Here is a 17,143-nt window from a genome sequence, read left to right on the forward strand (position 1 = left end):
CATGTGTTTAAATTACAACCATAATGGTTTTAGTTTATGCGAATTCATGTTCAAGCAACACCTGGTTGTTTCAGTCAACGGAGTATTACATGTCCAGAAGGCTTCGCAGAACCAAAATCGTTACCACGTTAGGCCCGGCTACCGATCGCGATAATAACCTTGAAAAGGTCATCGCAGCGGGTGCAAACGTCGTACGAATGAACTTTTCTCATGGCTCGCCTGAAGACCATAAAATGCGCGCGGATAAAGTTCGTGAAATTGCCGCAAAACTGGGTCGTCATGTGGCTATTCTCGGTGACCTTCAGGGGCCAAAGATTCGCGTATCAACTTTTAAAGAAGGTAAGGTTTTCCTCAATATTGGGGATAAATTCCTGCTGGATGCCAACCTGGGCAAAGGTGAAGGCGATAAAGAAAAAGTCGGTATCGACTATAAAGGTCTGCCTGCTGACGTCGTGCCTGGCGACATTCTGCTGCTGGACGACGGTCGCGTACAGTTAAAAGTACTAGAAGTTCAGGGCATGAAAGTGTTCACCGAAGTGACCGTCGGCGGCCCTCTTTCCAATAATAAAGGGATCAACAAACTCGGTGGTGGTCTGTCTGCTGAAGCGCTGACAGAGAAAGACAAAGCAGACATTAAAACTGCGGCATTGATTGGCGTAGATTATTTGGCTGTCTCTTTCCCACGCTGCGGCGAAGATCTGAATTATGCTCGTCGTCTGGCGCGCGATGCAGGTTGTGATGCGAAAATTGTCGCCAAAGTTGAACGTGCAGAAGCCGTTTGCAGCCAGGATGCAATGGATGACATCATCCTCGCTTCTGACGTGGTGATGGTCGCGCGTGGTGACCTCGGCGTAGAGATTGGCGATCCGGAACTGGTTGGGATTCAGAAAGCACTGATTCGTCGCGCGCGTCAGCTGAACCGCGCAGTCATTACTGCTACCCAGATGATGGAGTCGATGATTACCAACCCAATGCCGACGCGTGCAGAAGTCATGGACGTGGCGAACGCCGTTCTGGATGGTACTGACGCCGTAATGTTGTCTGCGGAAACCGCCGCAGGTCAGTATCCATCTGAAACCGTTGCTGCAATGGCACGTGTTTGCCTCGGTGCCGAAAAAATCCCGAGCATCAATGTGTCTAAACACCGCCTGGACGTTCAGTTCGACAATGTGGAAGAAGCTATTGCAATGTCCGCAATGTACGCGGCTAACCACCTGAAAGGCGTTACCGCGATCATCACCATGACCGAATCCGGTCGTACCGCGCTGATGACTTCCCGTATCAGCTCCGGTCTGCCGATTTTCGCCATGTCTCGTCATGAACGCACTCTGAATCTGACTGCGCTTTATCGTGGTGTTACGCCGGTCTATTTTGACAGTGCAAATGAAGGCGTGGTTGCTGCCAGCGAAGCAGTAAATCTGCTGCGCGATAAAGGCTACCTGATGTCTGGTGATCTGGTGATTGTCACCCAGGGCGACGTGATGAGTACCGTGGGTTCGACTAATACCACGCGTATTTTAACGGTAGAGTAAGTACGTTGCCGGATGTGGCGAAGACGCCTCATCCGGCCTACAGCTCAATGATAATTCAATAGATTTCTAATCTTCTGAAGCAAACTTGAACTTATCATCAGGCGAAGGCCTCTCCTCACGAGAGGCTTTTTTTATTTGATGGGATAAAGATCTTTACGCTTATACGGCTGGATTTCGCCCGGTTTGCGCGTTTTCAGCAATTTTAAAATCCAGGTGTACTGCTCTGGTCGCGGACCAACAAAAATCTCGACTTCTTCATTCATACGCCGCGCAATGGTAGCGTCATCCGCCTCTAACAGGTCATCCATCGGTGGACGAACCTGAATCGTCAGACGATGGGTCTTGCCATCATAGATTGGGAACAGCGGAACGACACGCGCGCGACATACTTTCATCAGGCGACCAATTGCTGGCAGCGTTGCTTTATACGTTGCGAAGAAATCAACAAATTCGCTGTGTTCAGGTCCATGATCCTGATCCGGTAAATAATAGCCCCAGTAGCCCTGACGAACCGACTGGATGAAAGGTTTAATACCATCATTTCTCGCGTGCAGACGACCGCCAAAACGACGACGCACCGTGTTCCAGACATAATCAAAAACCGGGTTGCCCTGATTATGGAACATCGCTGCCATTTTCTGCCCTTGTGAGGCCATCAGCATAGCGGGGATATCAACTGCCCAGCCGTGCGGTACCAGAAAGATCACTTTCTCGTTGTTACGCCGCATCTCTTCGATGATCTCCAGCCCCTGCCAGTCGACGCGAGGCTGGATTTTCTCCGGCCCACGTATCGCCAGTTCAGCCATCATTGCCATCGCTTGCGGCGCGGTGGCAAACATCTCATCCACAATCGCTTCGCGTTCGGCTTCGCTACGTTCTGGAAAGCAGAGAGACAGATTGATCAACGCCCGACGACGTGAGCTTTTACCCAGTCTTCCGGCAAAACGCCCCAACCGCGCAAGAATGGGATCACGGAATTTCGCTGGTGTTAAGGCAATACCGGCCATTGCCGCCACGCCCAACCAGGCTCCCCAGTAACGAGGGTGACGAAAGGATTTATCAAACTCAGGAATATATTCGCTATTATTTTTTTTCGTTTCCATGCTTTTCCAGTTTCGGATAAGGCAATAATCAATCTGGTGGTAGTGTAACGGCGCAACTTGCCCCGCACCAAATAAAAAAGCCGGCACTGACTGCGTACCGGCTGCCAATGGGTATTAATTAATCAAACTGTAGCTGCGGTACAATCTCCTTGGCCTTCGCCAGGAAATCGGTACGATCTGAACCGGTTAGCCCTTCAGTACGCGGCAGTTTCGCTGTCAACGGGTTCACCGCCTGCTGGTTAATCCATACCTCATAATGCAGATGTGGCCCAGTTGAACGCCCGGTGTTACCGGAAAGCGCGATACGATCGCCACGCTTCACTTTCTGCCCCGGTTTAACCAGAATCTTACGCAGGTGCATATATCGCGTGGTGTAGCTGCGACCGTGACGAATCGCGACATAATAACCCGCTGCGCCACTGCGTTTAGCAACTACCACTTCACCGTCTCCCACCGAAAGCACCGGCGTACCCTGCGGCATCGCAAAATCAACACCTCTGTGCGGCGCAACGCGAGCGGTTACCGGGTTCAGACGACGCGGGTTAAAGTTAGACGAAATGCGGAACTGTTTTGCCGTCGGGAATCGTAAGAACCCCTTCGCCAGGCCCGTGCCGTTGCGGTCGTAGAATTTGCCATCTTCAGCGCGAATAGCATAGTAATCTTTGCCTTCTGAACGCAAACGCACGCCCAGCAGTTGGCTTTGTTCACGTTTGCCATCAAGCATCTCACGTGACATTAATACCGCAAATTCGTCACCTTTTTTCACTTTGCGGAAGTCCATCTGCCACTGCATTGCTTTAATCACCGCGCTCACTTCAGCACTGGTTAAACCTGCATTTTTGGCGCTGGCAACAAAACTTGTCCCAACGGTTCCTTTCACCAGATTGTTAACCCACTCCCCTTGCTGCATTTCGCTGGTCATTTTAAAACCATTAGCGGCGGTGCGGTCATAGGTACGGGTTTCGCGGCGAGACACTTCCCAGGTCAGACGCTGTAACTCGCCTTCAGCGGTTAATGTCCAGGAAAGTTGTTGACCAATTTTCAGGTTACGCAGATCTTTATCAGCAGCAGCAAGTTGGGTGATATCACCCATCTCAATACCATATTGATTAAGGATGCTACTTAACGTGTCGCCCGTAGAAACGACATATTCATGAACGCCGGCTTCACCAGCGATTTTGTCGTCGAGTTCGTCCTGGGGAATGGCTTCATCTTCTTGCGCGGCTTGATCAATCGGCTCACTGGCCTCAGGTAAGAGAGAACGAATTTCGTTCTGTTCAAGCTCAATGGTTTTGACAATAGGCGAGGCGTCTCGGTGGTAAACATAAGGCCGCCAGACAGCGACGGCCAGAGTAAGAACGGTAAGCGACCCCAACATAACGCGGTGTGGTCGCGGTAAATTATTAAACGCCAGGGCGACAGAGCGGGCTATCTGTTGCACGTAATCACTTCCTCATTAATCTCCTTTCAGGCAGCTCGCGTACTGGTTAGCTAATTGATTCAGGAATTCTGAATAGCTTGTTTTGCCCAGTTTGATATTCGTCCCAAGGGGATCCAACGTTCCCATACGAACGGATGTCCCTCGTGCGACGCTTTCAACGACCGCAGGCCTGAACTGTGGCTCAGCAAAAACGCAGGTTGCTTTTTGCTCAACCAACTGTGTTCTTATTTGATGTAAACGCTGCGCGCCAGGTTGAATCTCAGGGTTTACGGTAAAGTGACCAAGCGGTGTCAGTCCGAATTGTTTTTCGAAGTAGCCGTAAGCATCATGAAAAACGAAATAACCTTTTCCCTTGAGCGGCGCGAGCTCGTTACCAACCTGTTTCCTACTTGAAGCTAATTGTGCCTCAAATTCCATCAGGTTGGCGTCAAGTTTGGCTCGACTTTGCGGCATAAGTTCCACTAATTTTCCATGGATTGCAACCGCTGTAGCCCGCGCTATCTCTGGGGAAAGCCAAACGTGCATGTTGAAATCGCCGTGATGGTGATCTTCGTCACTTTTTTCCGCGTGGTCATGATCATCATCAGCGTCGTGAATGCTTTTCATCAGCAGCGGTTTTACACTCTCAAGCTGCGCAATGGTTACCAGCTTCGCCTCGGGTAATTTACTCACGGGCTTTTGCATAAACGCTTCCATTTCCGGTCCAACCCAGACAACTAAGTCCGCGTTCTGTAAGCGTTTTACATCAGATGGACGCAGTGAATAATCATGTTCAGAGGCCCCATCAGGAAGTAACACCTCCGTCTCTGTTACTCCATCAGCAATAGCGGAAGCAATGAATCCAACAGGTTTAAGCGAAGCGACAACGGCAGCTTCTGCTACCTGAGTTGCACTGCCCCAGAGAGCAGCAGATAATGCTGCGAAAAGAAGCGTTTTTTTATGTAACATAATGCGACCAATCATCGTAATGAATATAAGAAGTGTGATATTATAACATTTCATGACTACTGCAAGACTAAAATTAACATGACAAGTCTGGTTTCCCTGGAAAATGTCTCGGTTTCATTTGGCCAACGCCGCGTCCTCTCTGATGTGTCGCTGGAACTCAAGCCTGGTAAAATTTTGACCTTACTTGGGCCGAACGGCGCAGGTAAGTCGACATTGGTTCGGGTTGTACTCGGGCTGGTAACACCAGATGAAGGAGTTATCAAGCGCCACGGAAAACTGCGCATTGGTTATGTGCCGCAGAAGCTGTATCTCGACACCACGTTGCCACTGACCGTAAACCGTTTCTTACGCTTACGCCCCAGAACACATAAGGAAGATATTCTGCCTGCACTAAAACGCGTTCAGGCTGGGCATCTTATTGACGCGCCAATGCAAAAGCTCTCTGGCGGTGAAACGCAGCGTGTACTGCTAGCGCGCGCATTGTTAAATCAACCCCAGTTATTAGTTCTGGACGAACCCACCCAGGGCGTGGATGTGAATGGTCAGGTGGCGTTATATGACCTTATTGACCAGTTACGTCGCGAACTGGACTGTGGCGTTTTAATGGTGTCTCACGATCTACATCTGGTAATGGCAAAAACCGATGAAGTACTTTGCCTTAACCATCACATCTGTTGTTCTGGCACACCAGAAGTCGTTTCCCTGCATCCGGAATTTATTTCGATGTTCGGGCCTCGCGGAGCTGAACAGCTGGGTATTTATCGCCATCATCATAATCATCGCCACGATTTACAGGGGCGAATTGTTCTGCGTCGGGGAAGTGATCGCTCATGATTGAATTATTATTTCCCGGTTGGTTAGCCGGGATTATGCTGGCCTGTGCCGCAGGTCCTTTGGGTTCTTTTGTTGTCTGGCGTCGTATGTCTTATTTCGGCGATACGCTGGCCCATGCGTCTTTACTTGGAGTGGCGTTTGGTCTGTTGCTGGACGTGAATCCCTTCTATGCAGTGATTGCCGTTACGCTGCTGCTGGCGGGCGGTCTGGTATGGCTGGAGAAGCGTCCACAGCTGGCGATCGACACGTTATTGGGAATTATGGCGCACAGTGCCTTGTCGCTGGGCCTGGTCGTTGTCAGTCTGATGTCTAACATTCGCGTTGACTTGATGGCATACCTGTTCGGTGATTTGCTGGCAGTGACGCCGGAAGATCTCATCTCCATCGCCATTGGCGTGGTCATTGTGGTGGCAATTCTGTTCTGGCAATGGCGTAATTTACTGTCGATGACCATTAGCCCGGATCTGGCATTTGTCGATGGTGTGAAATTACAGCGAGTGAAATTGCTGTTGATGCTGGTAACAGCATTGACGATTGGTGTGGCAATGAAATTTGTCGGGGCGTTGATTATTACCTCGCTGCTGATCATTCCGGCTGCTACCGCACGTCGTTTTGCCCGTACGCCGGAACAGATGGCAGGTGTCGCCGTTTTAGTGGGGATGATTGCTGTAACTGGCGGTTTAACTTTTTCAGCGTTTTACGATACGCCTGCGGGTCCGTCAGTGGTGCTATGTGCTGCGCTGTTGTTTATTTTGAGTATGATGAAAAAACAGGCCAGCTAATTTGTACCTAAACACAATTGTCGGATGCGGCGCGAACGCCTTATCCGACCTACGGTTCGCTATACCGGATAGGCCTGATAAGACGCGAACAGCGTCGCATCAGGCACACTGCCAGTGTCGGATGCGGCGCGAGCGCCTTATCCGACCTACGGTTCGCTATATCAGGTAGGCCTGATAAAACGCGAACAGCGTCGCATCAGGCATATTGCCAGTGTCGGATGCGGCGCGAGCGCCTTATCCGACCTACGGTTCGCTATACCGGGTAGGCCTGATAAGACGCGAACGACGTCGCATCAGGCACATTGCCAGTGTCGGATGCGACGCGAGCGACCGAACCGACCTACGGCATTTCTGGCGGTGTGATGCCGAAATGGTTCCACGCCCGCACTGTCGCCATACGCCCGCGTGGTGTACGCTGCAAAAAGCCTTGCTGAATCAGATAAGGCTCCAGCACATCCTCAATGGTTTCACGTTCTTCGCCAATAGCCGCCGCCAGGTTATCCAGACCTACAGGCCCACCAAAGAATTTATCGATTACCGCCAGCAACAATTTGCGGTCCATATAATCGAAACCTTCGGCATCGACATTCAGCATATCCAGCGCCTGGGCGGCGATATCTGCCGAGATGGTGCCATCGTGCTTCACTTCGGCGAAATCACGCACTCGACGCAGCAGACGGTTGGCAATGCGTGGCGTACCGCGAGCGCGACGAGCAACTTCCAGCGCGCCGTCATCACTCATCTCAAGCCCCATAAAGCGTGCACTACGACTAACGATATATTGCAGATCCGGCACCTGATAAAACTCCAGACGTTGCACAATACCAAAACGGTCGCGCAACGGTGATGTCAGCGAACCTGCGCGCGTGGTTGCGCCAATCAGTGTAAACGGCGGCAAATCAATTTTAATGGAGCGTGCCGCCGGACCTTCACCAATCATGATATCTAACTGGTAGTCTTCCATTGCCGGATACAACACCTCTTCCACCACTGGTGAAAGACGGTGGATCTCATCAATAAACAGCACGTCATGCGGTTCAAGGTTAGTGAGCATTGCTGCCAGATCGCCCGCCTTTTCCAGCACCGGACCGGAAGTCGTGCGTAAATTAACGCCCATTTCATTGGCGACAATATTAGCAAGCGTGGTTTTACCTAAACCCGGAGGGCCAAAAATCAACAGATGATCGAGGGCGTCGCCGCGCAGTTTCGCTGCTTTGATGAAAATCTCCATCTGTGAACGAACCTGCGGCTGACCAACATACTCTTCCAGTAATTTGGGGCGAATGGCGCGATCTGCTACATCTTCCGGCAAAGTCGTACCGGCAGAAATCAGACGGTCTGCTTCAATCATCCTTTACCTCATAACGCGGCGCGTAGGGCTTCGCGAATTAATGTTTCACTGCTGGCGTCAGGGCGGGCGATTTTGCTCACCATGCGGCTGGCTTCTTGTGGTTTATAGCCCAGCGCCACCAGCGCAGCAACCGCTTCCTGTTCAGCATCGTCGGTTGCCGGGCTGGCAGGCGACGTGAGCACCAGATCGGCGGCTGGCGTAAAGAGATCGCCGTGCAAACCTTTAAATCGGTCTTTCATTTCGACAATTAAACGCTCGGCGGTTTTTTTACCAATGCCCGGCAGTTTCACCAGTGCTCCCACTTCTTCACGTTCAACGGCATTAACGAACTGCTGCGCTGACATTCCGGAGAGGATCGCCAGCGCCAACTTCGGGCCGACGCCGTTGGTTTTGATTAACTCTTTAAACAACGTGCGCTCTTGCTTATTGTTAAAGCCGTACAGCAGCTGCGCGTCTTCACGCACCACAAAGTGGGTGAAAACAATCGCTTCCTGTCCCGCTTCAGGGAGTTCATAAAAACAGGTCATCGGCATATGCACTTCATAGCCTACGCCGCCCACTTCGATTAACACCAGCGGGGGTTGTTTTTCAATGATGATGCCTCTGAGTCTGCCTATCACATGACGCTCCTGCGTAACGAATCAAAGATAATGCTGTATGATAAAAAAATGCTGGATAGATATCCAGCGAAGGATGAAGAAAACTTGCGAGGCGTCCCGATGTTCTGAAAAATGGCACAGTATAATTTATTCTACAAGTTATATTGGAAGCAAATATTTGAATATTACATATTCAGTGAGTTAATGCGTAAAAAAATATACATTTCGACTCCTGAAAAATAAACTTTTTTATGTTATTACGTGTATTCATATTTATTTCAATGGAATGACAACGTGAATATTAATTACCCTGCTGAATATGAAATTGGTGATATCGTCTTTACATGTATAGGTGCTGCCTTATTTGGTCAAATATCAGCGGCATCAAATTGCTGGAGTAATCACGTCGGGATCATTATCGGTCATAACGGTGAGGACTTCCTGGTTGCAGAAAGCCGTGTTCCCCTCTCAACCATCACTACTCTATCCCGTTTTATTAAACGTTCTTCTAACCAACGCTATGCTATAAAGCGATTAGACGCAGGGCTAACAGAACAACAAAAACAACGAATTGTTGAACAGGTTCCCTCCCGGCTACGCAAACTCTACCACACCGGTTTTAAATACGAATCTTCACGCCAGTTCTGTTCAAAATTTGTCTTTGATATTTATAAAGAGGCGCTATGTATTCCGGTGGGTGAAATAGAGACATTTGGAGAACTGTTAAATAGCAATCCGAATGCAAAACTCACTTTCTGGAAATTCTGGTTCTTAGGTGCAATTCCGTGGGATCGTAAAACGGTTACGCCAGCGAGTTTGTGGCATCATCCGAGTCTAATGTTGATTCATGCGGAGGGAGTAGAAACGCCTCAGCCTGAACTGACTGAAGCGTGATAATTTAGCGCAGTCGCCCTCTCGCCAGGTTCAGCCGCGATTCGCTCATCTGCATCGCATTCTGGCTGACATGGCAGTGGGTGATGGCAATCGCCAGCGCATCGGCGGCATCCGCCTGTGGATTAGCAGGTAATTTCAGCAAGGTACGCACCATATGCTGCACCTGGCTTTTTTCGGCGCTACCAATGCCCACCACTGTTTGCTTCACCTGACGCGCAGCATATTCAAACACCGGCAATTCCTGATTCACCGCTGCCACAATCGCCACGCCTCGTGCCTGCCCCAGTTTCAGGGCAGAGTCAGCGTTCTTTGCCATAAAGACTTGTTCGATTGCGAAATAATCGGGCTGGAACTGGGTGATGATTTCCGTCACGCCCGCATAGATCAGTTTCAGACGAGACGGTAAATCATCCACTTTGGTGCGTATGCATCCGCTACCCAGGTAGGACAGTTGCCTCCCTACCTGGCGAATTACACCGTAGCCGGTCACGCGCGAACCCGGGTCAATGCCGAGAATAATAGCCATCACGCGTCTCCGTTTTGCTGTTTAGCAGGCCTCATCAGAGAGTCGCTGCAACCTCATCAGAGATTTCACCGTTATGGTAAACTTCCTGCACGTCGTCGCAATCTTCCAGCATATCGATCAGACGCATCAGTTTCGGTGCAGTTTCTGCATCCATATCGGCTTTGGTTGACGGGATCATGGAAACTTCCGCGCTGTCTGCTTTCAGACCTGCCGCTTCCAGAGCGTCGCGTACTTTACCCATCTCTTCCCATGCAGTGTAGACGTCGATTGCGCCGTCATCATAGGTCACAACGTCTTCAGCACCTGCTTCCAGAGCTGCTTCCATGATGGTGTCTTCATCGCCTTTCTCGAAGGAGATCACGCCTTTTTTGCTGAACAGATAGGCTACGGAACCGTCAGTACCGAGGTTACCACCACATTTGCTGAATGCGTGACGCACTTCAGCAACGGTACGGTTGCGGTTGTCAGACAGACATTCAATCATGATTGCCGTGCCGCCAGGACCGTAACCTTCGTAGATGATGGTTTCCATGTTTGCATCATCATCACCGCCCACACCACGTGCAATTGCGCGGTTCAGGGTGTCACGGGTCATGTTGTTAGACAGTGCTTTATCCACCGCCGCACGCAGACGCGGGTTAGCGTCCGGATCGCCACCGCCCAGCTTAGCCGCAGTTACCAGCTCACGAATGATTTTAGTGAAGATTTTACCGCGCTTAGCATCCTGCGCAGCTTTACGATGTCTGGTGTTGGCCCATTTACTATGACCTGCCATAAAAATATCTCCAGATAGCCCTGCCTGTTCAGGCAGCGTTAATAACAAACTGTTCAATCGCCTGCCGGTTGCTCCAGGACTTAGTAAGCGCCGCCGCAGCAGGCGCATCAAGCCACTTGTAAGCCAGATGTTCAGTGAAGACTACCTGGCGTTCGTGCGGGAGCGCAAGACAGAACCATGATTCCGTATTACGCGTCACGCCCGGCGCATAGCGATGACGTAAATGTGAAAAAATTTCAAACTCTACCGTGCGCTGACAGTCAATTAAGGTCAGTTGTTCAGCGACAACATCGATGGTGACCTCTTCCTTTACTTCGCGCATGGCAGCTTGCGGCGCGGTTTCCCCCTCTTCCACGCTGCCGGTTACCGACTGCCAGAAATCGGGATCGTCACGCCGCTGCAACATCAGCACCCGTTTCGTATCTTGTGCATAGATGACCACTAAGATCGAAACGGGACGCTTATACACTTTATCCTTCACGCTGCCTCTTCGTTGACTGCCTTCGCTCATCCCATTCACATAGTTATCTATGCTCATGGGAGTTCACTCAGTTGCCGCCTCGATGCAACGCGAATGATTTCGTGTATTTGAGTCATATCAGTTATTCTCAGCCTTCTTCACAACCTGAATGCTCAGCTCAGCCAGTGCAGTCGGGTTAGCAAAGCTCGGTGCTTCAGTCATCAGACACGCTGCCGCCGTGGTTTTCGGGAAGGCGATAACGTCACGGATGTTGTCGGTGCCGGTCAGCAGCATGGTCAGACGGTCAAGACCGAATGCCAGACCTGCGTGCGGCGGAGTACCGTATTTCAGGGCGTCGAGCAGGAAGCCGAATTTCTCGCGCTGTTCCTCTTCGGTGATCCCCAGAATGCCAAACACCGTCTGCTGCATATCACCATTATGGATACGCACTGAACCACCGCCCACTTCGTAACCATTGATGACCATATCGTAAGCGTTCGCCACCGCATTTTCCGGTGCAGCTTTCAGCTCTGCCGCCGTCATGTCTTTCGGCGCGGTGAACGGATGGTGCATTGCCGTCAGGCCGCCTTCACCGTCGTCTTCAAACATCGGGAAGTCGATAACCCACAGCGGCGCCCATTTGCTTTCGTCGGTCAGGCCAAGGTCTTTACCCACTTTCAAACGCAGTGCGCCCATCGCGTCGGCAACAATTTTCTTGTTGTCGGCACCGAAGAAAATCATATCGCCATCTTGCGCGGCAGTACGATCCAGGATGGCTTCGATGATTTCCGCATTAAGGAACTTCGCTACCGGGCTGTTGATACCTTCCAGACCTTTCACGCGTTCGTTAACTTTGATGTAAGCCAGACCTTTCGCACCGTAGATTTTAACGAAGTTACCGTATTCGTCGATCTGCTTACGGGTCAGCGATGCGCCACCCGGAACACGCAGAGCGGCAACACGGCCTTTCGGATCGTTCGCCGGACCCGCAAATACCGCGAACTCAACGGATTTCAGCAGATCGGCAACGTCGGTCAGTTCCATCGGGTTACGCAGGTCCGGTTTGTCGGAACCGTAACGGCGTTCAGCTTCCGCAAAGGTCATTACCGGGAAATCGCCCAGATCAATGCCCTTCACTTCCAGCCACAAATGACGCACCAGCGCTTCCATCACTTCACGCACTTGCGGCGCGGTCATGAAAGAGGTTTCCACATCGATCTGAGTAAATTCAGGCTGACGATCAGCGCGCAGGTCTTCGTCACGGAAGCATTTAACGATCTGATAGTAGCGGTCAAAACCGGACATCATCAGCAGCTGTTTGAACAACTGCGGGGATTGCGGCAGCGCGTAGAATTTACCTTTGTGCACACGAGAAGGCACCAGGTAGTCACGCGCGCCTTCCGGCGTGGCTTTAGTCAGCATCGGAGTTTCGATGTCGAGGAAGCCGTGGTCGTCCATAAAACGACGCACCAGGCTGGTGATTTTAGCGCGGGTTTTCAGGCGCTGAGCCATTTCCGGACGACGCAGGTCAAGATAGCGGTACTTCAGACGCGCTTCTTCGGTGTTGACGTGGTTGGAGTCAAGCGGCAGAACGTCTGCGCGGTTGATGATGGTCAGCGAGGAAGCCAGCACTTCGATTTCGCCAGTCGCCATATCGCGGTTGATATTTTTTTCGTCACGCGCACGTACGGTGCCCGTGACCTGAATGCAGAACTCATTACGCAGTTCAGAGGCCAGCTTTAACGCGTCCGCACGATCCGGATCGAAAAATACCTGCACGATACCTTCGCGGTCGCGCATATCGATAAAGATCAAGCTACCAAGATCACGACGACGGTTGACCCAACCACACAGAGTCACCTGCTGCCCCACGTGGGACAAACGGAGCTGTCCACAATATTCTGTACGCATGAGATATCCCTTAACTTAGCTGCTGGCGGATGTCCCCTGCTGTGCAGGTGACCTGAGTCGCAGCGTTAGCTGTATGTCACAACTGAATGAAAAAAGGCGGCTATTATACTGGAAATTCTGCCGCACCGTAAGAGCCTGGCCCGCGCTGGAACGCCTCGTTACCAGTTTATATCGGGCCTGGATTCAGACTCTACGCCAGTTTGCTATAAAGGTGTTGCCCGAACTCATAAAAATTAACAAAATTTGTCGTTCCGCCATCGGCTAATCGCATTAAGGTGAGAGGCACGATTTTGTTTTATCTGGAGTGATCATGCTTGAACTTAATGCCAAATCCACAGCGCTAGTGGTGATTGATTTACAGGAAGGCATCTTGCCTTTTGCCGGTGGTCCGCATACTGCCGAAGACGTGGTAAATCGCGCCGGGAAGCTGGCGGCGAAATTTCGCGCGAGCGGTCAGCCCGTGTTTCTGGTGCGTGTTGGCTGGTCTGCCGATTATGCTGAAGCATTAAAACAGCCGGTCGATGCGCCCTCCCCCGCTAAAGTGTTGCCCGAAAATTGGTGGCAACATCCTGCTGCATTAGGCGCAACCGACAGCGATATCGAAATCATCAAACGTCAATGGGGTGCGTTTTACGGTACGGATCTGGAGTTGCAATTACGCCGCCGGGGTATCGATACAATAGTGTTATGTGGGATCTCGACCAATATCGGCGTTGAGTCCACCGCCCGCAATGCCTGGGAACTCGGTTTTAATTTGGTGATTGCCGAAGATGCCTGTAGCGCCGCCAGTGCCGAGCAGCACAATAACAGCATCAACCATATCTATCCACGCATCGCCCGTGTGCGCAGCGTGGAAGAGATCCTCAACGCGTTATGATTTACATCGGTCTACCGCAATGGTCGCATCCTAAATGGGTGCGGTTGGGGATCACCAGCCTTGAAGAGTATGCCCGCTACTTTAACTGCGTGGAGGGCAACACCACGCTATACGCCCTGCCGAAACCCGAGGTTGTCCTGCGCTGGCGGGAGCAGACCACAGATGACTTCCGCTTCTGTTTTAAGTTTCCGGCGACCATTTCGCATCAGGCAGCGTTGCGTCATTGCGATGATTTAACCAGTGAATTTTTGACCCGTATGTCACCGCTGGCTCCGCGCATTGGGCAATACTGGCTGCAACTGCCTGCCACCTTCGGCCCACAGGATTTGCCTGCGCTTTGGCATTTTCTCGATTCTCTTCCCGGCGAATTTAATTATGGTGTGGAAGTGCGTCATCCGCAGTTTTTCGCCAAAGGGGAAGAGGAACAAACGCTTAATCGCGGTTTACATCAGCGCGCCGTTAATCGGGTAATTTTAGACAGCCGCCCGGTTCATGCAGCACGTCCGCATAATGAAGCCATACGCGACGCTCAACGGAAGAAACCGAAGGTTCCTGTACATGCCGTACTAACGGCGACAAATCCGCTGATCCGTTTTATCGGCAGCGATGATATGGCGCAAAACAGGGAATTATTTCAGGTCTGGTTAAAGAAATTAGCGCAGTGGCAGCAGAACACCACGCCTTATCTTTTTCTGCACACGCCAGATATTGCTCAGGCACCGGAGTTGGTACATACACTGTGGGAAGACTTACGTAAAATGCTTCCAGAGATCGGAGCAGTCCCGGCTATTCCACAGCAATCTTCTCTTTTCTGAATTTGCCACCTATCATAGACAAGTGCCATCGGCCATTTTAAAGGGAGTTTGTATGGTAAGCGCGCTGTATGCCGTTTTAAGTGCGTTGTTATTAATGAAGTTCTCTTTTGATGTTGTTCGCCTGCGAATGCAGTATCGCGTTGCCTATGGTGACGGCGGTTTTAGCGAACTACAAAGTGCTATTCGTATTCATGGCAATGCGGTGGAATATATTCCTATCGCGATTGTATTGATGCTATTTATGGAAATGAATGGTGCTGAAACCTGGATGGTGCATATATGCGGCCTCGTTTTGCTTGCAGGTCGCCTGATGCATTATTACGGTTTCCATCACCGTCTGTTTCGCTGGCGACGTTCTGGTATGAGCGCCACCTGGTGTGCGCTATTGCTGATGGTGCTGGCGAATCTTTGGTATATGCCCTGGGAGTTGGTTTTCTCCCTGCGTTAGCGCACAATACGCCACTTTCTTTTTCCCGGATTTTTACGTTATGTCTCACCGCGACACGCTATTTTCTGCTCCTATCGCCAGACTGGGCGACTGGACCTTTGATGAACGGGTAGCTGAAGTCTTCCCGGATATGATCCAACGTTCCGTTCCCGGCTACTCCAATATTATTTCCATGATTGGTATGTTAGCTGAACGCTTCGTTCAACCGGGTACGCAGATTTACGATCTGGGCTGTTCTTTGGGCGCGGCGACGCTCTCAGTGCGTCGCAACATTCATCATGATAATTGTAAAATTATCGCCATCGACAATTCCCCGGCAATGATTGAACGCTGCCGTCGTCATATTGACGCCTATAAAGCGCCTACGCCTGTTGACGTTATTGAAGGTGATATTCGCGATATTGCCATTGAAAACGCGTCGATGGTGGTACTGAATTTTACCCTGCAATTCCTGGAACCTTCCGAGCGCCAGGCGTTACTGGATAAAATTTATCAAGGGCTAAACCCGGGCGGCGCGCTGGTGCTTTCGGAAAAATTCAGTTTCGAAGATGCCAAAGTTGGTGAACTGCTGTTCAACATGCACCACGATTTTAAACGTGCCAACGGCTACAGCGAGCTGGAAATCAGTCAGAAGCGCAGCATGTTAGAAAACGTAATGCTGACCGATTCCGTGGAAACCCACAAGGCACGCCTGCATAAAGCCGGTTTTGAGCATAGCGAGCTGTGGTTCCAGTGCTTTAACTTTGGTTCACTGGTGGCATTAAAAGCAGAGGACGCTGCATGATCGACTTTGGTAACTTTTATTCTCTGATTGCCAAAAATCATCTTTCACACTGGCTCGAAACGCTGCCCGCGCAGATTGCTAACTGGCAGCGCGAGCAGCAGCACGGTCTGTTTAAACAGTGGTCCAACGCGGTGGAATTTCTGCCTGAAATTAAACCGTATCGTCTGGATTTATTGCATAGCGTAACTGCCGAAAGCGAAGAACCACTCAGCGCTGGGCAGATTAAGCGCATTGAAACGCTGATGCGCAACCTGATGCCGTGGCGCAAAGGGCCGTTCTCACTGTATGGCGTCAACATTGATACCGAATGGCGTTCCGACTGGAAATGGGATCGTGTTCTGCCACATCTTTCTGATTTAACCGGGCGCACCATCCTTGATGTCGGCTGCGGCAGCGGCTATCACATGTGGCGCATGATTGGCGCAGGCGCACACCTTGCGGTGGGTATCGACCCTACGCAACTATTCCTCTGCCAGTTTGAAGCAGTGCGTAAACTGTTAGGTAACGACCAACGGGCGCATCTGCTGCCGTTAGGGATTGAACAACTTCCGGCACTGAAAGCCTTTGATACCGTCTTTTCGATGGGCGTGCTTTATCATCGTCGTTCACCGCTGGAGCATCTCTGGCAGTTAAAAGACCAACTGGTCAATGAAGGTGAACTGGTGCTTGAAACGCTGGTTATTGATGGCGACGAAAACACGGTGCTGGTACCAGGCGATCGTTACGCACAAATGCGTAATGTTTATTTCATCCCGTCGGCCCTGGCGTTGAAAAACTGGCTGAAGAAGTGTGGTTTTGTTGATATTCGCATTGCGGATGTGAGCGTCACCACTACAGAAGAGCAGCGTCGTACCGAGTGGATGGTCACCGAATCGCTGGCAGATTTTCTTGATTCACATGATCCGGGTAAAACGGTAGAAGGTTATCCTGCGCCTAAACGCGCGGTGCTGATTGCGCGTAAGCCGTAAAGGTCTGGTATTACTGCCGAATGCGGCGTGAACGCCTTATCCGGCCTACAAAACCTTGCTAATTCAATATATTGCAGGGACTATGTAGGCCTGAT

18 protein-coding genes are annotated in these 17,143 nt (G+C 51.0%); 9 read left to right on the forward strand and 9 right to left on the reverse strand.

The features are described 5' to 3' along the window. The first annotated feature begins 89 nt into the window (after window positions 1-89). Window positions 90-1,532: a pyruvate kinase gene (gene pyk, locus FEK47_RS02280; protein WP_130223539.1), complete on the forward strand. Its 1,443-nt coding sequence runs from the start codon at window positions 90-92 to the stop codon at window positions 1,530-1,532. 131 nt (window positions 1,533-1,663) lie between these two features. Here pyk and lpxM read toward each other — a convergent pair whose 3' ends face one another. The 3 genes from lpxM to znuA form a co-directional block, all read right to left on the reverse strand. Further along, a complete protein-coding gene (lpxM, locus tag FEK47_RS02285; RefSeq protein ID WP_130208491.1) occupies window positions 1,664-2,635 on the reverse strand; it encodes a lauroyl-Kdo(2)-lipid IV(A) myristoyltransferase in 972 nt (323 codons plus the stop codon). Between the two features lie 118 nt (window positions 2,636-2,753). Beyond that, window positions 2,754-4,076, reverse strand: coding sequence for a murein DD-endopeptidase MepM (mepM, locus tag FEK47_RS02290; protein WP_130218704.1), 1,323 nt, complete (start codon window positions 4,074-4,076; stop codon window positions 2,754-2,756). Between the two features lie 15 nt (window positions 4,077-4,091). Further along, window positions 4,092-5,024: a zinc ABC transporter substrate-binding protein ZnuA gene (znuA, locus tag FEK47_RS02295; protein WP_135487649.1), complete on the reverse strand. Its 933-nt coding sequence runs from the start codon at window positions 5,022-5,024 to the stop codon at window positions 4,092-4,094. 78 nt (window positions 5,025-5,102) lie between these two features. Here znuA and znuC point away from each other — a divergent pair, with 78 nt between their 5' ends. Both znuC and znuB read left to right on the forward strand, forming a co-directional pair. Further along, the gene (gene znuC, locus FEK47_RS02300) at window positions 5,103-5,858 is read left to right on the forward strand and encodes a zinc ABC transporter ATP-binding protein ZnuC (protein ID WP_130208493.1); all 756 of its coding nucleotides are present in this window, start codon (window positions 5,103-5,105) and stop codon (window positions 5,856-5,858) included. After that, window positions 5,855-6,640 (forward strand): zinc ABC transporter permease subunit ZnuB, encoded by a 786-nt coding sequence (gene znuB, locus FEK47_RS02305; RefSeq protein ID WP_130208494.1) that lies wholly within the window; start codon window positions 5,855-5,857, stop codon window positions 6,638-6,640. Before znuC ends, znuB begins: the two co-directional genes overlap by 4 nt. A gap of 340 nt (window positions 6,641-6,980) precedes the next feature. Here the strand turns inward: znuB and ruvB are convergent, their stop codons facing one another. Together ruvB and ruvA are read right to left on the reverse strand one after the other, a co-directional pair. Then, the gene (ruvB, locus tag FEK47_RS02315; protein WP_000568522.1) at window positions 6,981-7,991 is read right to left on the reverse strand and encodes a Holliday junction branch migration DNA helicase RuvB; all 1,011 of its coding nucleotides are present in this window, start codon (window positions 7,989-7,991) and stop codon (window positions 6,981-6,983) included. An 8-nt stretch (window positions 7,992-7,999) separates the two neighbouring features. Further along, the gene (gene ruvA / locus FEK47_RS02320) at window positions 8,000-8,611 is read right to left on the reverse strand and encodes a Holliday junction branch migration protein RuvA (RefSeq protein WP_000580323.1); all 612 of its coding nucleotides are present in this window, start codon (window positions 8,609-8,611) and stop codon (window positions 8,000-8,002) included. 273 nt (window positions 8,612-8,884) lie between these two features. On the opposite strand from ruvA, the gene FEK47_RS02325 reads away from it, so the two are divergent. After that, window positions 8,885-9,484 carry a YebB family permuted papain-like enzyme gene (locus tag FEK47_RS02325; protein WP_130208495.1) on the forward strand — a complete coding sequence of 200 codons (600 nt, stop codon included), beginning with the start codon at window positions 8,885-8,887 and terminating at the stop codon, window positions 9,482-9,484. A 4-nt stretch (window positions 9,485-9,488) separates the two neighbouring features. Here the strand turns inward: FEK47_RS02325 and ruvC are convergent, their stop codons facing one another. The 4 genes from ruvC to aspS form a co-directional block, all read right to left on the reverse strand. After that, window positions 9,489-10,010: a crossover junction endodeoxyribonuclease RuvC gene (gene ruvC, locus FEK47_RS02330; protein ID WP_001295503.1), complete on the reverse strand. Its 522-nt coding sequence runs from the start codon at window positions 10,008-10,010 to the stop codon at window positions 9,489-9,491. Window positions 10,011-10,044: 34 nt separating this feature from the next. Then, window positions 10,045-10,785 carry a YebC/PmpR family DNA-binding transcriptional regulator gene (locus FEK47_RS02335; protein ID WP_000907248.1) on the reverse strand — a complete coding sequence of 247 codons (741 nt, stop codon included), beginning with the start codon at window positions 10,783-10,785 and terminating at the stop codon, window positions 10,045-10,047. Between the two features lie 28 nt (window positions 10,786-10,813). Next, window positions 10,814-11,266, reverse strand: a complete 453-nt coding sequence (nudB, locus tag FEK47_RS02340) for a dihydroneopterin triphosphate diphosphatase (protein ID WP_001308712.1) — start codon at window positions 11,264-11,266, stop codon at window positions 10,814-10,816. Between the two features lie 117 nt (window positions 11,267-11,383). After that, window positions 11,384-13,156 (reverse strand): aspartate--tRNA ligase, encoded by a 1,773-nt coding sequence (gene aspS / locus FEK47_RS02345; protein ID WP_138183085.1) that lies wholly within the window; start codon window positions 13,154-13,156, stop codon window positions 11,384-11,386. A gap of 310 nt (window positions 13,157-13,466) precedes the next feature. On the opposite strand from aspS, the gene FEK47_RS02355 reads away from it, so the two are divergent. The 5 genes from FEK47_RS02355 to cmoB are packed head-to-tail and all read left to right on the forward strand — an operon-like array spanning window position 13,467 to window position 17,048. Next, entirely contained in the window at window positions 13,467-14,033 is a 567-nt protein-coding gene (locus FEK47_RS02355; RefSeq protein ID WP_130218698.1) for a hydrolase, read from the forward strand. Beyond that, window positions 14,030-14,848: a DUF72 domain-containing protein gene (locus FEK47_RS02360; RefSeq protein WP_135487647.1), complete on the forward strand. Its 819-nt coding sequence runs from the start codon at window positions 14,030-14,032 to the stop codon at window positions 14,846-14,848. The genes FEK47_RS02355 and FEK47_RS02360 overlap by 4 nt, the downstream gene beginning before the upstream one ends. Before the next feature lie 52 nt (window positions 14,849-14,900). Next, entirely contained in the window at window positions 14,901-15,296 is a 396-nt protein-coding gene (locus tag FEK47_RS02365; RefSeq protein WP_130218694.1) for an MAPEG family protein, read from the forward strand. A gap of 40 nt (window positions 15,297-15,336) precedes the next feature. Next, entirely contained in the window at window positions 15,337-16,080 is a 744-nt protein-coding gene (cmoA, locus tag FEK47_RS02370) for a carboxy-S-adenosyl-L-methionine synthase CmoA (protein WP_130208500.1), read from the forward strand. After that, window positions 16,077-17,048, forward strand: a complete 972-nt coding sequence (gene cmoB / locus FEK47_RS02375; protein WP_000564727.1) for a tRNA 5-methoxyuridine(34)/uridine 5-oxyacetic acid(34) synthase CmoB — start codon at window positions 16,077-16,079, stop codon at window positions 17,046-17,048. The genes cmoA and cmoB overlap by 4 nt, the downstream gene beginning before the upstream one ends. The last annotated feature ends 95 nt before the right edge of the window (window positions 17,049-17,143 follow it).

Origin of the sequence: Escherichia sp. E3659, assembly GCF_005781135.1 — a bacterium.
Taxonomy (GTDB): domain Bacteria; phylum Pseudomonadota; class Gammaproteobacteria; order Enterobacterales; family Enterobacteriaceae; genus Escherichia.